17 protein-coding genes, 1 rRNA gene and 1 riboswitch are annotated in these 17068 nt (G+C 37.7%); all 18 genes read left to right on the top strand.

Annotated elements, in window-relative coordinates; translation table 11 throughout:
- A 5S ribosomal RNA gene (gene rrf, locus V6C17_RS13230) occupies nucleotides 1-96 on the top strand; the annotation flags it as partial.
- A 715-nt stretch (nucleotides 97-811) separates the two neighbouring features.
- A complete protein-coding gene (locus tag V6C17_RS13225) occupies nucleotides 812-1117 on the top strand; it encodes a helix-turn-helix domain-containing protein (RefSeq protein ID WP_333523040.1) in 306 nt (101 codons plus the stop codon).
- Nucleotides 1114-1971 carry an IS3 family transposase gene (locus tag V6C17_RS13220; RefSeq protein WP_333523039.1) on the top strand — a complete coding sequence of 286 codons (858 nt, stop codon included), beginning with the start codon at nucleotides 1114-1116 and terminating at the stop codon, nucleotides 1969-1971. The genes V6C17_RS13225 and V6C17_RS13220 overlap by 4 nt, the downstream gene beginning before the upstream one ends.
- Before the next feature lie 330 nt (nucleotides 1972-2301).
- The gene (locus tag V6C17_RS13215) at nucleotides 2302-4383 is read left to right on the top strand and encodes a glutamine synthetase III family protein (RefSeq protein WP_333523038.1); all 2082 of its coding nucleotides are present in this window, start codon (nucleotides 2302-2304) and stop codon (nucleotides 4381-4383) included.
- A gap of 357 nt (nucleotides 4384-4740) precedes the next feature.
- Nucleotides 4741-6636: a glutamine synthetase gene (locus V6C17_RS13210; RefSeq protein ID WP_333523037.1), complete on the top strand. Its 1896-nt coding sequence runs from the start codon at nucleotides 4741-4743 to the stop codon at nucleotides 6634-6636.
- A 195-nt stretch (nucleotides 6637-6831) separates the two neighbouring features.
- A complete protein-coding gene (locus V6C17_RS13205; RefSeq protein WP_333523036.1) occupies nucleotides 6832-7329 on the top strand; it encodes a ferritin-like domain-containing protein in 498 nt (165 codons plus the stop codon).
- Nucleotides 7330-7431: 102 nt separating this feature from the next.
- Entirely contained in the window at nucleotides 7432-7599 is a 168-nt protein-coding gene (locus V6C17_RS13200) for a hypothetical protein (protein ID WP_333523035.1), read from the top strand.
- A gap of 174 nt (nucleotides 7600-7773) precedes the next feature.
- The gene (locus tag V6C17_RS13195; protein ID WP_333523034.1) at nucleotides 7774-8445 is read left to right on the top strand and encodes an NAD(P)/FAD-dependent oxidoreductase; all 672 of its coding nucleotides are present in this window, start codon (nucleotides 7774-7776) and stop codon (nucleotides 8443-8445) included.
- A gap of 152 nt (nucleotides 8446-8597) precedes the next feature.
- Nucleotides 8598-9821, top strand: coding sequence for a Zn-dependent hydrolase (locus tag V6C17_RS13190; RefSeq protein WP_333523033.1), 1224 nt, complete (start codon nucleotides 8598-8600; stop codon nucleotides 9819-9821).
- Nucleotides 9822-9832: 11 nt separating this feature from the next.
- Nucleotides 9833-10534 (top strand): 2-phosphosulfolactate phosphatase, encoded by a 702-nt coding sequence (locus V6C17_RS13185; RefSeq protein ID WP_333523032.1) that lies wholly within the window; start codon nucleotides 9833-9835, stop codon nucleotides 10532-10534.
- A gap of 132 nt (nucleotides 10535-10666) precedes the next feature.
- Entirely contained in the window at nucleotides 10667-11407 is a 741-nt protein-coding gene (locus V6C17_RS13180) for a 3D domain-containing protein (RefSeq protein ID WP_333523031.1), read from the top strand.
- Between the two features lie 132 nt (nucleotides 11408-11539).
- Nucleotides 11540-12643 (top strand): YibE/F family protein, encoded by a 1104-nt coding sequence (locus V6C17_RS13175; RefSeq protein ID WP_333523030.1) that lies wholly within the window; start codon nucleotides 11540-11542, stop codon nucleotides 12641-12643.
- A 66-nt stretch (nucleotides 12644-12709) separates the two neighbouring features.
- Nucleotides 12710-13426 carry a L,D-transpeptidase family protein gene (locus tag V6C17_RS13170; protein WP_442891501.1) on the top strand — a complete coding sequence of 239 codons (717 nt, stop codon included), beginning with the start codon at nucleotides 12710-12712 and terminating at the stop codon, nucleotides 13424-13426.
- Between the two features lie 47 nt (nucleotides 13427-13473).
- Nucleotides 13474-13617, top strand: a riboswitch (cyclic di-AMP (ydaO/yuaA leader).
- 6 nt (nucleotides 13618-13623) lie between these two features.
- A complete protein-coding gene (locus tag V6C17_RS13165) occupies nucleotides 13624-14205 on the top strand; it encodes a 3D domain-containing protein (RefSeq protein ID WP_333523029.1) in 582 nt (193 codons plus the stop codon).
- Nucleotides 14206-14334: 129 nt separating this feature from the next.
- Nucleotides 14335-15066 carry an alpha/beta hydrolase gene (locus V6C17_RS13160; protein WP_333523028.1) on the top strand — a complete coding sequence of 244 codons (732 nt, stop codon included), beginning with the start codon at nucleotides 14335-14337 and terminating at the stop codon, nucleotides 15064-15066.
- A gap of 135 nt (nucleotides 15067-15201) precedes the next feature.
- Nucleotides 15202-15666, top strand: a complete 465-nt coding sequence (locus V6C17_RS13155) for a DMT family transporter (protein WP_333523027.1) — start codon at nucleotides 15202-15204, stop codon at nucleotides 15664-15666.
- A 530-nt stretch (nucleotides 15667-16196) separates the two neighbouring features.
- Nucleotides 16197-16736 (top strand): tyrosine-type recombinase/integrase, encoded by a 540-nt coding sequence (locus V6C17_RS13150; RefSeq protein ID WP_333523026.1) that lies wholly within the window; start codon nucleotides 16197-16199, stop codon nucleotides 16734-16736.
- The gene (locus V6C17_RS15995; protein WP_442891499.1) at nucleotides 16699-16959 is read left to right on the top strand and encodes a tyrosine-type recombinase/integrase; all 261 of its coding nucleotides are present in this window, start codon (nucleotides 16699-16701) and stop codon (nucleotides 16957-16959) included. Before V6C17_RS13150 ends, V6C17_RS15995 begins: the two co-directional genes overlap by 38 nt.
- Nucleotides 16960-17068 lie beyond the last annotated feature (109 nt).

Below are 17068 nucleotides of genomic sequence, written 5' to 3'. Positions count from 1 at the left end.
GTTCCACCTGTTCCCATACCGAACACAGTAGTTAAGCCCTTATACGCTGAAAGTACTTGGCTGGAAACGGCCTGGGAGGATAAGTAGATGCCGGTTTAAAAGCACTCATTGCTTGATGAGTGCTTTTATTATTTTATAAGTAAGCGTAGGCTCCACCTGTTCCCATACAACCGTCGCCTATGAGACTGTCTAAGCGTGAGATATACTATCTCTTTCATAGAGATTTAACTAAGTCAGCATCGTAACAGTAGTTAAGCTCGTATACGTCGAAAGTACTTGGCTGGAAACGGCCTGGGAGGATAGAAAGCTGCTGATTAGAAAAGCACTTACCAATGGTAAGTGCTTTTTGCTATGTTAAGACCTGGGTTCAACCTGTTCCCATACCTCGTTTCCTATGAAACCAGCTAGCAGAATAAGGATGTTCGATAATATATATGTTATCTTAAACAGCATCGTCGTCGCCAATGAGAATGTCTAAGTGAGATATGCTATCTCTGTTATACAAAAATAACTAAGTCAGCATCGTAACAGTAGTTAAGCCCTTATACGCTGAAAGTACTTGGCTGGCGATGGCCCTGGATGGGCCAAGTGTCGGAAGCGCCATGGACGGCTTAGTGAACGACCGATGGTCCCGGATGGACCAAGTACATATATCGCGCCACGGATGGCATAGCGATATGTGAAACGGCCTGGGAGGATAAGTAGATGCCGGTTAAAAAGCACTCATTGCTGAAGTAGCCCCCGTTTGGGGAAGGTGAAAGAAAAGACCTCCTGTGATAGGATAAAGATAACTATCACAGGAGGTTTTGTTATGTCCGGAAAAATAGGAATGAAACACTATTCCATCGATATTAAGCAACAGGCTGTAAAACTACATATTGAAGATGGGTTAACTATAAGGCAAGTTACTACTCTCCTCGGGATTGTTGACAAAGACCGTGTTAAAAAATGGTGTGCAATGTATCGCAAAGATGGGATGCCGGGATTGCTCCGCCCTAAAGGTAGGCCTAGAAAACGTAAACAGTCTGACCCAGAACATTTAGAAGATGAGCTTAAGCGCTTAAGAATGGAGAACGATTTGTTAAGAAATTTTCGATACGAGGCGGAAAGGCGGTGAGAATTGGACTGTGCTATCGCACAATTTTCCGATTTGAAGGGAAGTATCCCTTAGGTGAGATGTGTAGATTTTTTAAGGTGTCTTACTCTGGTTATTATAAATGGAGAAAACGTCAGCAAAAACCGGATCGTGATACCTGGGGTCTTAATCTAATTCAAGAGCGCTACAAGATATCTAACAATAGTGCAGGATATCGCCAAATTACTGATCAACTTCGAATACACTATGGCTTAAGAATTAATCATAAGGCGATATATCGAATTACGAAGAAATTCGGTATACAATCCGTATCACGTCGCTTGCGTCCCTATATTCGATATAGTGATGCCGTTCATCGCTATGAGAATGTATTAAATCGTGACTTTAAAGCGGACAAGCCCAACCAGAAATGGGTTACAGATATAACCTATATACACACGAAGCAAGGGGTCCTATATCTTTCAGCAATCAAGGACCTCTATGATGGCTATATCGTGCACTATAAAACGGGCACAGACCAGAGCATAAAACTAGTAACTATGACAGTCCAGGAAGCGCTCAAAAAGGAAAAGGTCGCCGGTGGACTAGCACTCCACAGCGACCAAGGCTTTCAATACAGCTCTCACGCGTATTTTCGCCTAACCCAAGAGTATGATATTACTCCTTCAATGTCAAGGAGAGGTAACTGTTTAGATAATGCATGTATGGAAAACTTCTTCGGAATGCTTAAAAGTGAATGGATTCAACGACGTAAATTTACTTCAATTGATGAAGCCAGACGTGCAGTAGATCAGTATATTCACTACTACAACTATGAACGATGTAATCTAAAAACAAAACTGACACCGTATCTAAAACGGTGCCAGTCGGCGTAATTTTAAGCAATCCTATGCAAGGTGGTTTTATTTAACCTTCCTTAACCTGGGTGCACTTCATGCTTAATGAGTGCTTTTTTATTTATTCTAAGGCGGTTCTATCTGCTTCTGCTACCATGCGTATCAAAATTCAAAAAAAAGTAATAAAATATCTAGACAAAAAATACTTTTGTGCTATAATAAAAACATATTAATATTACTGAGTCAATGACGACTCCAACCACATGTTAGTGGGGGGAGTCTATTTTTTTTTTGCGCTTATAAGGCGGTTATTAACGTAAATATTCATAGGTTTTTTAATTAATATTAAAGTTGAGAGGGGTTTTTTACATGGTGATATTTGGATCGAATGTATTTAATGATGCTGTTATGAAGGAGCGTCTTCCGAAAGCAACATACAAAGCTCTAAAGAAAACAATCGAAGAAGGACGTTCTTTAGATCCAGCAGTTGCTGATGTTGTTGCAACTGCAATGAAAGATTGGGCTGTTGAAAAAGGTGCTACGCATTTTACTCACTGGTTCCAACCAATGACAGGTATAACTGCTGAAAAACATGATGCTTTTATTTCACCTACCTCTGATGGGAAGGCAATCATGGAGTTCTCCGGAAAAGAACTTATCAAGGGAGAGCCAGATGCTTCTTCATTCCCATCTGGCGGACTTAGAGCTACTTTTGAAGCTAGAGGTTATACTGCCTGGGATTGTACTTCTCCAGCCTTTGTAAAAGACGATTCATTATGCATACCAACAGCTTTCTGCTCCTATACAGGTGAGGCTTTAGATAAGAAGACGCCATTACTTCGTTCAATGGAAGCTATATCAAAACAAGCACTTCGCGTATTAAGAGCTCTTGGCAATACAACAGCTCAAAAAGTTATTACTACTGTTGGACCAGAGCAAGAGTATTTCCTTGTTGATAAAAAAACATTTGAACAAAGAAAAGATTTGATATTCACAGGAAGAACTCTTTTCGGTGCTAAGCCACCAAAAGGACAGGAGTTGGAGGATCATTACTTCGGTTCAATTAAAGAAAAGATTTCGGCATACATGAAAGAAGTAGATGAAGAACTTTGGAAGCTTGGAGTTTCAGCCAAAACTAAACATAACGAAGTTGCTCCTGCGCAGCATGAGTTAGCTCCTATATTCACTACTACAAATATTGCAACTGATCATAACCAGCTTACTATGGATACTATGAAAAAAGTTGCTTTAAGACACGATTTAGTTTGCTTACTGCACGAAAAACCTTTTGCTGGTATCAATGGCTCAGGTAAGCACAATAACTGGTCAATGGGAACAGATGACGGAGTGAACCTTCTTGATCCTGGTCATACGCCTCATGAAAACGAACAATTTCTTGTATTCTTATGTGCCGTGATAAAAGCGGTTGATGAATATTCGGATCTATTAAGAGTGTCGGCCGCAAACCCAGGAAATGATCATAGACTAGGTGCTAACGAAGCTCCTCCAGCTATAATTTCGATATTCTTAGGCGATCAGTTACAAGATATTTTAGAACAGATTGAAAAGGGAGGAGCAACTTCCTCTAAAACTGGCGGTCTAATGGATATCGGTGTTAATACACTTCCAGCTTTGCCTAAAGATGCAACTGACAGAAACAGAACATCACCATTTGCCTTTACTGGCAATAAGTTTGAGTTCAGAATGGTACCTTCTTCTGCTTCAATCGCAGCACCAAACTACATTACAAACACAATAGTAGCTGAAGTATTAAGCGAAGTTGCTGATAGATTAGAAAAGGCTGATGATGTCCAAGAAGAAGTAAAAGCAATTCTTGTTGAATACGTAACTAAACATAAGAGAGTTGTTTTCAACGGAAATGGATATTCAGACGAATGGGTAGTGGAAGCAGAAAAGAGAGGTCTTCCGAACTTAAAAACTACTGTTGAAGCTATCAAAGCATTAGTTGCTGAAAAGAATTTAGCAGTAATGGAAAAACACGGTGTATTAAGCAGAGTTGAAATGCATTCACGCTATGAAATAGAACTTGAAAACTACATCAAGACAATTAATATTGAAGCTTTAACAATGATAGAGATGGCTAAGCGTCAAATTCTTCCTTCTACTATTAAGTTCGCTACTAGTCTAGCTGCTTCAATTAATACAATCAAAGCAACTGGCGTTGCTGCTGATCTATCAGCTCAAATTGAATTGTTAACAGAAGTATCTGCACTATCAGCAGCTTTAAAGAAGAATATTGGTGTTCTTGAGGAAGCTGTAGAAAAAGCATCAAATGTTCACGGCGATACTTATGAGCAAGCCTCACTATTCAGATTTGATGTATTTGAAAAAATGGGTGCGCTTCGAGAAGTTGCTGACACACTTGAAACTCTAGTAGATAAAGAGTTCTGGCCAATGCCAACATATGGTGAGTTACTATTTAATATCTAAAGCAAAAGGTCTGGCGCATGCGCCAGACCTTTTTGAGTTATGTAATAATTATTACATAATTGCAACGTACTTGAATAAGATAGGTAGTACTTGAATACTTGTGAATTTGTTGCAAATATTCAAGCAGAGTATCAAAGTTATTAGGTTCGGTAAAACTAAATTCAAATTATTTGGATGCTACTTAAAAATAACCCTATATATGACTCGTATTGTAAATATATTTACAAAAACCAACGAAAAAAGTTCCATTTAAGGAATACAATCGCAAAAATTATATATTCATGAAGGATAAATGTAGTAAATGTGGAATACATATACTTTGTATTTCTAAAATTATATATGATGAGGTGAAGTTAAATGATAAACGATTTATTGTATGTAATTCCTGCTGGTAAAAGTAAAGAAGAAATAGTCGACATACTTAAGAGCCATCCTGAGATTAAATTTGTATCATTAGTAGGAATAGACTTGGCTGGTAACGATACTGATGAAAAAATACCAGTTCGTATATTCATTAAAGATATGGAAGATTTCTATACTGGATCGGCCGTTCAGACAGACGGTTCGTCGGTTGTTCTAACCGGAATAGCTACATTAAATAATGCAAAGATTGATATGCCTGCTGACCCCAAAGTTAACTGGGTAGTAGATTACAATTTTGAGCATTTTGACGAAGAAACAGGTAAACCTGTTGGTACCCTGCGTATTCCTGCTTTTCTTGTACATAACGGAGTTAGGGTAGATTCACGCGCTATACTTGAAAACAGCATGCAGCATGTTCAAGATGAACTCATGAAGCTGTTTAAAAAGTATCCGAAAATTGCCGGACTAGAGCATATTGATGGCAATGATGTCGAGGAAATCATATTCACTTCTGCGACTGAACTTGAGTTTTGGGTAAAAACACCGTTAGATGAAGCCGAAATTGCAGAAATGTCTGCTTCACAAGTGCTGCAAGAGCAGTATTGGCAACGTACTCGTGGTGCTGTTCGTACCGCGATGGAGCAAGCAATCATTATGTTAGATAATTATGGTTTGCATGCTGAGATGGGGCATAAAGAAGTGGGCGGTCTTAAGGCACATATCGACGAAGCAGGTAACCTTACTCATGTATGTGAGCAGCTTGAAATCGACTGGCGTTTTGCTAACGCAATGCAATGCGCTGATAATGAGCTTCTTGCGCGTATCGTAGTTAAAGAAGTATTTAGAGCTAATGGGTTAGAAGTAACATTTAAAGCTAAGCCTATGATTGGTTTAGCTGGTAATGGTGAGCATACACATGTGGGTATCGCTGCAACTCTAAAATCCGGAAAATTCGTAAACCTATTTGCTCCCGAGAAAATGAAAGAAGACTTCTTAAGCGCTATTGGTTATGGCGCGATAATGGGTCTGCTTAAAAATTATGAAGTTGTAAATCCGTTCATATCTTCCACAAACGACTCACTTAACCGTCTTAAGCCTGGTTTCGAGGCTCCAGTTTGCATAGTAACTTCTTTGGGTCATACACCTGAAGTCCCTTCACGTAATCGTACTATTTTGGCTGGTCTTGTACGTGATGTATCGAATCCTCTTGCTACAAGATTTGAAGTTCGTGCAACCAATCCATATACCAATACGTATATTGCTATAGCTGCAATATATTTAACTATGCTAGATGGTATCAGAGCAGCAGTTGAGTCTCGTAAAACTACTGCTGAGCTTTTAGCTGAATTATCTAAAGACCCTGGAACACCTGGATTCTACTTAGAAACTGAGCGAGCTTATCGCAGCGAGCATGATGTGTTTGAAGACTATACAGAGGAGGAACGTGATCGCTTATTTGGCCAACCGCCTGCAACTGTATGGGAAAACATGCAGGCACTAACTAAATACCCAGAGAAAAAACTAGTACTCATGGCTGGAAATGCTCTTCGTTCTGAGCTTATAGACGCTTTTGTGGCTGGAGCATTAATACGTTGGAAAACGGAACTGTTACACCGCATAATACCTGAAAACCTTGCTATAGTAAGAGCTTGCAAACGTCTACATGATAGTGACGCAACTGATCAGGATATCTATAACTGGGAAAGAGTAAACTCACTCCGCATGTACTTAGCAAAAGATTCCATTGATCAAAAATCGATCTTTACTTTAATTGCTAATGCTATTGATACAGGTGATTATGATACAGCATCAGGACTTCAAGTCGAGATGTATGATAAAGTACAAGAATTAAGAACTCTATATATTCAGTATAAACATAATATAATTTAATTAAATAAAACAACTCTCTTGTTTGAAAGAGAGTTGTTTTATTTTTGATCGAATTATCATAAGTAAAATTTTTATTAAATATATTTATTAAGGTAAGTTCCGTTTTTATCAGTTTATAAATAGCGTAATAAAAGGAATTTACCATATAATGTCGAAAGTAAAATATAATAATTAGTATTAAGGAGGAATATTCTTATGAAAGAGAATTTATTTAGCGATTTAGAAGGCTTACGTATTGCAATAGAGATTGAAGCTCGCGGACGAGATTTTTACCAAGCGGCTTATAACAAAGTTGAGAAAGAAGAACACAAAAACGCTTTTATGTTATTAAAAAATGAAGAGCTTCATCACTTAGAGAAGTTTACCAAGATATTTAATAAAATTAAAGAAAACAAGGAAGCAGATTCTGCGGAATATTTATTTGATCAAGAAACTTCACGCTATCTTACTGTCTTAGCGGAAGATCATATCTTTCCTAAATCTGAAAACGCTGATGCTATAATTAATAAGCTTACAACGATTGATGAGATTTTGCGTATGGCGATTCAAGCTGAAAAAGACTCAATTATATTTTATGATGAATTGTCCTTAAAGGCTAAATTCGAAGATTCAAGGAAGATTTTTACTATACTTAAAGCAGAAGAGCAAACTCACGTTGTAAAGCTTCGCGAAATGCTTCATGGATGGGCGTAGTATTAAATACCAAGCATTAATATAATGCTTGGAGGAACACTTTCTCCTAAGTCGGTATCCTGCATATTATATTATAAGCTTATATGTAGGGAGGGCTATGCTTTGTTCAAAAAGTTTGGGCGATCTCAATGTCAGATCAAAAAGTTGCTAAAGGTAATTTGTCCATTGTGTAATAGACTTATTGAAGTTCCGATGTATAAGGCTGTCAATGGTGAGCTAATAGAATGCCCAGAGTGCAAAAAGAACTTTATATTTAGAAAAGATACCTAAAAATCGAAGCTCCAGCAGAATAATGGAAAAAAGCGTCGTAAAGACGCTTTTTTCCATTATCAAACATAGTGCACTTCTATAAGTGTTATTTGACAAGCTTACTTAATCTGCAGGAAAGTTGATACCATTTGTCCAAATAGAGGATAATAATTAATTTTATGGGAGGCAATATAAATGGAAATTAAACGTGATTTATTAGATAAAGGTGCTATTTTACAAAGGGATAAGGAAACTTACGCAATAGCTCCACATATTCCAGGTGGAATTATTTTCGACTCTAATGTATTAAGAAAACTGGCTGATGTTGCTGATAAGTATGGTGCTAAGGCCCTAAAACTTACAACTGCTCAGCGTATTGCTATAGTAGGTGTTCAAGAGGAGCAGCTTGATGCAATCTGGAACGAGTTGGACATGGATAAAGGCAGTGCCGTAGGACTGTGTGTACGCAGCGTTAGAATATGCCCATCAACTGCTTTTTGTAAGAGAGCGCAACAAGATGCCGTGTCGTTAGGTTTGGAGTTGGACAAGAAATACCATGGAATGGAACTGCCGTCTAAGTTTAAAATGGCGGTATGTGGCTGTCCTAATTCCTGTACTGAACCGGCAGTAAAAGATCTTGGAATTATGGGAGCTCCTAAAGGATATACAATTATGATTGGTGGAAATGCAGGAGTTAAGCCGCGCTTAGCTAATGTATTGTTACAACAAGTTCCACAAGATGAAGTGATGAATATAGTAGATAAAATTGTTGAGTATTATAAAAATAATGCCCGCAATTACGAACGCCTTGGTATGATGATTGATCGTATAGGATTTGATATAGTGAAAGAAGAAATATTGAAGTAGTAATTTGACGCTTGGAATTCCAAGCGTTTCTTTATCTTATTTATATATTTGCATATATATGGAATTATTTAAGATTATGGTTTATACTGACAGTATAACAAATACTAGCTATATATTATATTTTTCAGCTATGAAGAAAGGGGCGTTCCAGCATGGAAAAGAACTGGATAGTTGACGAAATTGACAAGATTGCAACAATTGGGCAAGATGGTCACGGAGTTACACGCTTAGCTTTTAGTCCAGATGATATTGCAGCACGTGAATATGTAGTTAATCTAATGCGTGAAAACGGTCTTACAGTTCGTATAGACGAGATTGGTAATGTTATTGGGAGATTAGAAGGGACTGATCCTCAAGCTGCTGCAGTAGTGACAGGCTCTCATTTAGATACTGTACCACAAGCTGGTAAGTTTGATGGAGTTGTCGGAGTGATTGGTGGTATTGCGGCATTAAGAGAGCTACAAAGTCGTGGCCCTCTAACACACCCAGTCGAGATAATAGTATTTGCAGGCGAAGAGTCTAGTCGATTTGGCGTAGCAACAATAGGCAGCCGGGTAATGGCTGGATTAAATAATATCCACTCACTTAGAAAACTTAAAGATCAGAATGGGATATCATTATCGCAACTTCTTAATGATCAAGGTTTTGATATAAATAATATCAGTAAAGCCGTACGGTCTAATTCAGATATAAAAGCTTTTATTGAATTACATATTGAACAGGGAGCTGTTCTAGATCAAGATAGTAATAAAATTGGTGTAGTGGAAGCAGTAGCAGCACCTGCAAGATGTAAAATCATTGTAGAGGGCACAGCGGCTCACTCTGGTACAACCCCAATGGATGACCGTCAAGATGCATTAGTAAGTGCAGCGATGATAATTGTGGCAATTAACGAAATCGCTTTAGAACGTTCGGCTCGTGGCATTGTTGGTACGGTTGGCGCAATGAAAGTTCATCCAGGTGCAATTAATGTAGTACCTGGATTAGTCGAGATGTGGGTAGATATTAGAGGTGTAGATCACCAGAGTATTGTGGAATGTTTGCAAGAAATCAAGGATGCCGTAAGCGAAATTACTGAACGACAAAATACTGCTGTGTCAATTGAGATGCTCTCATCAGAACGTCCTGTAAGTATGGATCGGGATATTATTAAATTAGTTAGCGATATTTGCCGCGAAAAAGGTATAAGGTATCGGCGTATGAATAGCGGTGCTGGTCATGATGCAATGAATATAGCGAAAATTACTAAAGCTGGTCTGATTTTTATACCTTGCAAGAACGGAATAAGTCATAATCCAGACGAGTTTGCCAGTGCAGAGGATATCCAAATCGGCGTGGAAGTACTTGTGGAAACACTATATCAATTAGCGAAATAGGAGGCGGTGCATTGAACATTCACGTTTGTTTTAAGCCAGCAGACTTTATACCAGAACTATATAAAGGGTATAATGCTGTAGTTATTGATGTTTTCAGGGCAACAACTTCAATTGCCACTGCTTTTGCTAATGGATGTAAAGAGCTAATTCCTGTTGAAAAAATTGATGAAGCTTTTAAAATGTTGGAACTGTATCCAGATGCTTTACTTGCTGGTGAGCGTGAAGGCATATTAATCAATGGATTCAATTTGGGCAATTCACCATTTGAATATAGTAATAGTAATATAGGCGGAAAAACAGTTATTATGACTACTACAAATGGAACATTTGCCTTAAAATGTGCAGCAAATACTGAAAAGGTATATACAGCAAGCTTTGTTAATTGTGCAGCGGTCTGCCAAAAGCTAGAACAAGAAGATCGTGATATAGTAATTATTTGCTCGGGAACTGAAGGTCGTTTTTCGGTAGAAGATACCCTATGTGCCGGTCTGATTAGTGATCGACTTAATAAGGTTGCAGTGTTGTCTGATACTGCGCAAGCCGCACAAGCAATGTATCAAGGCTATAAGGATGATTTTGAAAACAGGGTATCTGAATCATCACATGCAAAATACTTAAAAAGAATAGGTTTTGATAAAGATATTGATTACTGCTTAAAACACGATATATTGGATGTAGTACCAGTATTTCAGAATGGAACAATTAAGATATAATTGATTTAATTGCCTGGTAATGTACTTAAGCCGAACCGAAAGGTCGGCTTTTTATTTTTGCAATAATTACCTCGATATATTATGTTAAGTATGTGATACAATGGGGTATGAGTTTTGTGGAAGGAGACTTGTATGAATAAGATTATCGCGATTACAATTGCAACCGTAGTTTTTAACCTTTTTTCACCGCTCATGCCCCATGTAAAGGCAGCGGCCATAGAAGAGCAGCTATTACAATCGATAATAAGCAATAACGGAATAAGTGGTATCTCCCAAGTTTCTGATGTTCTTAAGTTTGCTAAAGATTTGAAGCAAGAGGATAAAAAGGCTATTTTAGAATCCTTGGCTCAAGCTAGTCTAGTAAAGATGCAGCCAACTAGTATAATGAATGTTGTAGCAACTGGCGATATAAAGAAGGTTGCTCAAGAGGTAGTAAGCCAAAAGATTAACCAAAATATAACAGATAGTCTTTCTTCTTATGAAAAAGAAATGGCTATTGTTTCGCTATTGCTTAAGGGGAATAACTTACTAACACCTCAAGCATCTAGAGAAAACAATTCGTTGACTGGAGCCCCTCAGAACTATAAACAAGTTCTTAATATGACAGCTACCGCTTATGGCCCAGGTGTTTTGGATAATGGTAAATGGGGTAACCTCACCTATATGGGAGGGACTGTTCGTAAGGGCGTAGCAGCAGTTGATCCAAAGGTTATACCAATGGGATCAAAACTTTGGATTGAAGGCTATGGTGAAGCTATTGCAGAAGATCAAGGAAGTGCAATTAAAGGCAATCGTATTGATTTAGCTTTTAATGACCGTCAGCAGGCTTTAGATTATGGAATTCAAAATGCTAAAGTGTATGTCCTAAATTAATCGAATAAGTAAAAAGGCTGTACTTCTAAGCTTTGTGCTTGTGTACAGCCTTTCTTATTTTTAGTTCGATAAACAAGGATATATATAATGTGTTGTAGAATAGTGTCGCAATGTGCTTAGGAGGTAGATAAATTGATTCAGAAAATAATTGCCATAGTTTTTATATTCTTGTTATCTCTAGGAGTAGTATCTGCAGCCCCAGGAGAAGGAAAGAATCAAACGGTTCAATATGAAAAAGGGGTTGTTCTAAACGTTGGTTCTTTGGATAATTCCATGCAAAAGCAATATTTTATGTCTCAGGGCGAACTTGTTACTATTAAATTAACCTCAGGGCCTGAGTCAGGAAAAGTAGTAGATTCATTTAATTATGTTTCTGGCAAATCTCCATTTGAGATAAAAGTAAACCCTGGCGATAAAATCATTGTTGCAGTAAGCCACGACTTAGGAAAGACTACATATCACGTCAGTGATTTCGATAGATTCGATTACGTTTATGTTTTATTAGCAATTTTCATAGCATGTTTAGTTGTATTTGGTGGGATTGTTGGCGTTAAATCGGTTTTTGTTATTGCCGCGTCAACATTTATTATATTTGATGTTTTCATAGGACAAGTTTTAGTATCTAAAATTAGTATTACAATGCTAACCTTACTAGTTAGTGCGGTAATTGCAATGTTAACCCAAATAACAATAAGCGGTTGGAATCCCAAAAGTTTTGCAGCTATAATCGGGACTGTCGGTGGTGTTGCCGTAGCAGGTGCTTTGTCGATGCTATCGATTAAATTGATGCATTTAACAGGTCTGGATTCTGAAGAAGCAATGATGTTAAAGGCATCTATGTTGTCTTCAATAGATTTTCAAGGTGTACTTTTTGCGGGGATGGTATTAGGGGCTTTAGGTGCAGTCATGGATGTTACTATATCAATAGCTTCAGCTCTATATGAGGTTAAGACAGTGCGGCCTAACATTAGTATGAAGGAGCTGTTTATAACTGGGATGAACGTTGGACGCGATATTATGGGCACTATGTCAAACACGCTTATACTTGCATATGCAGGCAGTTCTTTGCCGTTAATGTTGCTGATCGCATCACAGCAACAAGTATCAATGCTCAAAATACTTAACCTTAATATGATAGTAACTGAGATAGCTAGAGCTTTAACAGGGAGCATAGGCTTAATTTGTGCTATTCCGCTTACTGCCTTTATCACTGCATTTTTATTAAAAGAGAAATAAATATTATAATACCTTTTATACTCCAATCATATAATTAATGAGTTTGGTTGATTGGAGGAGTATAAGGTGATTAATTTATTATCACTTAAATTAAAAAGAAGCCGACTGTTATTTAGTATGGCAGTCTTTTTAATTATGAGCGTGCTCTTTGGGGTCATCGGTTTTGAGTATATGGATGAGAAGGAACTCGCCGCTATTGAGAACCAGCCGACGACTAAGCCGCAAGGAGCGCAAAGCATTGTGATAAATGTATCCAAGCGTACATTAGAATTATATAATGACGAACAGGTATATAAAAAATATCGGGTAGCTGTGGGTAAGAGCGAAACACCGACGCCAATCGGAGAATGGAATGTTGTATGGAAAGACTACAATTGGGGTACCGGATTTGGAACTAGGTGGATGGGACTAAACGTCCCTTGGGGCATATACGGTATTCACGGTACGAATAAACCCTGGTCAATTGGGCAATTTGCTAGTCATGGTTGTATTCGTATGAGAAATAAAGATGTGGAAGAGCTATTTGAATGGGTCCCAATAGGAACGCCAGTTAGAATTGAGGGAAGGAAGATTAAGGTTCAGCGCAACTTAAAGTATCAGAGTACTGGTGCCGATGTTGTTCTTGTTCAGATGAAGCTAAAGGAACTAGGATATCTTAACACTAGGGCTGATGGTATATATGGGAAAGTAACTGTTGAGGCGGTCAAGGCTTTTCAAACTGCAAATGGACTTGAAGCTACCGGCAGTGTAGATAAAGAATTGATTGGGAAACTTGATATATAATTTGTTGGATAATTCATACTTTGACTACGTGGACAATTTGTTGTAAAATTAATATAATGCCGAATCCTAACAGGTACGGGGGAACCAATAAAGATATAGGGGTGAATCCGCATTGCGGAGGGGTTATTTCTCAATCTTCTCTTTGACCCTAACCCGACAGCTAACCTCGGAGGCGCCTTAAAAGAGAGGTGACCCAATTGAAGAGAGTATTTAAAGCAGTTGTGGCATTATTCAGTGTAATGCTGCTAACCTGCGCTGTAGCTTTTGCATCGCCTGAACTTCCGGTAAAACATGGCATGCGTGGCGAAAGCGTAGAAATTGTTCAAAGATTGCTGGCCAAATCAGGAGTATATTCCGGATCTATTGATGGTGTATTTGGCAATGGTACACTACAGGCAGTACGTGAATTCCAAGTCAAATATGGACTAGAACCTGATGGAATTGTTGGCCAAGAAACGTTTCGCTACTTAAATCGTTCTGACTCCGAAGGCAGCAGATATTCAAGATCACTCACAATGAGTGCTTCTGCTTATACTGCTTACGATGACGGAAATTCACACTATACTTATCGCGGGAATCTAGTTCGCAAGGGATTAGTTGCAGTTGATCCATCAGTTATTCCACTTGGAACACGCCTATATATACCAGGATATGGATATGCAATCGCCGATGACATTGGCGGTGCAATTAAGGGTAACAGAATTGATCTGGCATTTGAAAGTCGTAGTGAAGCGTTAAAGTTTGGTAGACAAACAATAACTGTTCATGTAGTTGAATAACAGGCAAACGCCTGTTTCTTTTTTTTCCTAATAGAAATATAAGTTTATAAAATAGACTAAGAGCAACAGCGATTTACACTTTCACTATATCTCGGCTTAAGCCGTACCTTTGATAATAAGGAGGGTACCATGAGAGAAATAATTATTGAGTGTGATGGTAATAGGCTTCAAGCTGTGTTACATACTACTTGTTATGTTGAAAATAGATTTGTGCTAGTTATGTGCCATGGATTTCGAGGGTCAAAAGAAGGGGGCGGACAAGCCGCTATAATGGCTGATAAGATTGCTTCGATGGGGATATCTGTTATGCGGTTTGACTTTACGCCTCTTCAGAATCTCACTTGGCAAGTGCGGGAGATTGATTCGATTGTAGACTATTGCAAAAAAAATATTTCTAATAACATTATATTATTGGGGCGAAGTATGGGTGGAAGTGCTTCGTTGGCGTATGCAGCACAATCTAGTAATATTAAAGGCTTGTGTTTGTGGGCGACTCCTTGGAGCTTACATGAAACTTTTAGGTTAGCACTCGGGGAAAATTATAAAATACTCGAAAATGGTGGAAGCTTAAAGATGCAAGACACGTACGGGATACTGCAATTAGAAGCTGACTTTATTCTGGACTTTGATAACTTCAATCTCATTGATTATGCTTCTAGACTAAATGATGTACCTGTTTTAATCTTACACGGTTCGAAAGATGAAATTGTTCCACTAAAGCAAGCTGAGCAAATTTATAACACATTATCAGGACCAAAGGAAAAAATAATAATAAATGATGGTAATCACCAATTAGCAGATCACTCAAAGGAAGCAATGGATGCTGTAATTAGTTGGATTAGTAGATATTTTGTAGGCTAACTATCCTTAGTTTTATGGTAGTGCTGTGTGAGCGGTTGTCTATTTTGAATATAAAAAGACATTCAGTAAATACTAAATGCGAGTCGAAAAAACGCCCCGTTATAGGGCGTACTATGCTTTAAGGGGCGTGAAATATTGAATATAAGTAATATTTCGGTTGACTTGCTGGCATTAATACTCGCTATGATTTCTGGGGTTTTTATGGCGGTACAAGGTTCGCTCAATGCAGCGCTGGGAAAGGTTGTTGGTGTACTAGAAACAACTTTTATTGTGCATATAGTTGGTACTGTAATTTTAGCAGTTTTACTATTCGTTTTTAAGCTCGGAAAGGGCAATATGGCGGCCATTTCGCAAGCACCATGGTACACATATTTAGGCGGTGTCGTAAGTGTTTTTATAATTTACCTTGTATGTGCCAGCATCCCGCAAGTTGGGGTAGCAAATGCGACAACGGCTATAATTGTTGGTCAAGTATTGACAGCAGTTGCAATTGATTATTTCGGTGCATTTGGACTTAAGCAAATGGCATGGGGATGGAGTCAACTTGCTGGAGTAGCGTTACTGGCTATCGGTGCTAAACTGCTTTTTCGAGGAGTATAGCCATAGTAAAGTATTTAACGTAGTAAATTTACCTTATGCCTAAGCATAAGGTTTTTTGCTGTTATTTTATTGAATTTAAATAGAGTGCGTGTAATAATTATAGATATATGATTATGGGAGGGAAAAATGTGGCAAGCTGCAATAAAGAAAAATGTACCTGTCCTAAAGTAGACTGTGAAAGGCATGGAAAATGCTGTTTATGTGTCAATTTTCATCGTGAGAAAGAAAACCTAGTATACTGTTTTAGGGCTATTGCATCTAAGGTTAAGTAGTTTAAATCCTCTACTTGGAGTTTAAGTTACTTGTACTTGCGTTTAGCTATATTATGTTATATAATATAAAAGTAATAATAAGGGGTTATAGCTCAGTTGGTTAGAGCGCTTCGTTGACATCTCTATTATGTTAACAAACCAATGGTATAATACCCTGAGAATATTGAATTTAATGGCTTTGCCCCATAGGGCAAGGTCTTTTTGTTTTGCGCTAGAATGCTTCGTTAGCTTGTACATGATAATTAGGAGGTATTTAAAGTGGACGTAACACAAGCGCAAGACATATTTTTGATCAGTAGAAAGGCAAGGAATCTGTCTAAAAATACAATATTCTGGTATAAACTTACAACAGATAAATTTATTTTATATTGCCAAAAAATTAATAAAAATAATATCGAAGCAATAAAATCCCATAATATTGAAGAATTTATGATTAGTATCAGAAGAGAGATTAGTGATAGAACTCTTAAAGATAATTTTGTGGCTCTGCGGACATTTTTTAATTTCTTATTTGATGAAGAGTATATCCCAAGAAACCCTATGAAGAATATGAGACAGCCTAAAGTAGAACAAAAAGTAATGCGTACCTTTGGTAAGCAAGAAATCGAAAAGATGTTGAAATATTTCGATCGAACTGAATTTATTGGACTTAGAAATTTTGTTATTATAGCTTTACTTTTCTCCAATGGTATGCGAAAGGCAGAGTTTATAGGAATAAAAACACAAGATGTAAACATAACTGTTGACATGATTAAGGTTCGTGGTAAGGGGAATAAGGAAAGGTCTGTACCAATTTAGTCGGACGCTGCGTAAGGTGTTAATTCAATATATGCAAGAAAGAGAAGAGTTTATAGAAGATCCACAATGCAACTATCTGATTATCAGTCGGCGCAAGAGGCAACTAACTTATTCAGGTATTAATATTTTGTTTCGAGGATTGAAGGAAAGCTTAAAAATGCAAGGTGATAGAGTATCTGCTCATACATGGAGACATACTTTCGCAAATGTTTTTAGCAACTAAAAAGTTGACCACTTTGATAGCGTAAAAGTTGACCACCATATACTAAGCTAATTATTCTGTGACCGTTGTTTAAAACGGTAAGACTCACCTTCAAACAGTAGTATATGGG

Source organism: Dendrosporobacter sp. 1207_IL3150, from assembly GCF_036763085.1.
Lineage (GTDB): Bacteria > Bacillota > Negativicutes > DSM-1736 > Dendrosporobacteraceae > JBAIYU01.
The sequence above is the reverse complement of the archived record's forward strand: the minus strand, read 5'-3'. Positions and strand labels throughout refer to the sequence as shown.

Excerpts from the sequence above, each read along its gene's own strand:
- V6C17_RS13195 (WP_333523034.1), top strand. The coding sequence starts at position 7,774 with ATGGAAATTAAACGTGATTTATTAGATAAAGGTGCTATTTTACAAAGG.
- V6C17_RS13215 (WP_333523038.1), top strand. The coding sequence starts at position 2,302 with ATGGTGATATTTGGATCGAATGTATTTAATGATGCTGTTATGAAGGAG.
- V6C17_RS13205 (WP_333523036.1), top strand. The coding sequence starts at position 6,832 with ATGAAAGAGAATTTATTTAGCGATTTAGAAGGCTTACGTATTGCAATA.
- V6C17_RS13190 (WP_333523033.1), top strand. The coding sequence starts at position 8,598 with ATGGAAAAGAACTGGATAGTTGACGAAATTGACAAGATTGCAACAATT.
- V6C17_RS13225 (WP_333523040.1), top strand. The coding sequence starts at position 812 with ATGTCCGGAAAAATAGGAATGAAACACTATTCCATCGATATTAAGCAA.
- V6C17_RS13180 (WP_333523031.1), top strand. The coding sequence starts at position 10,667 with ATGAATAAGATTATCGCGATTACAATTGCAACCGTAGTTTTTAACCTT.
- V6C17_RS13210 (WP_333523037.1), top strand. The coding sequence starts at position 4,741 with ATGATAAACGATTTATTGTATGTAATTCCTGCTGGTAAAAGTAAAGAA.
- V6C17_RS13160 (WP_333523028.1), top strand. The coding sequence starts at position 14,335 with ATGAGAGAAATAATTATTGAGTGTGATGGTAATAGGCTTCAAGCTGTG.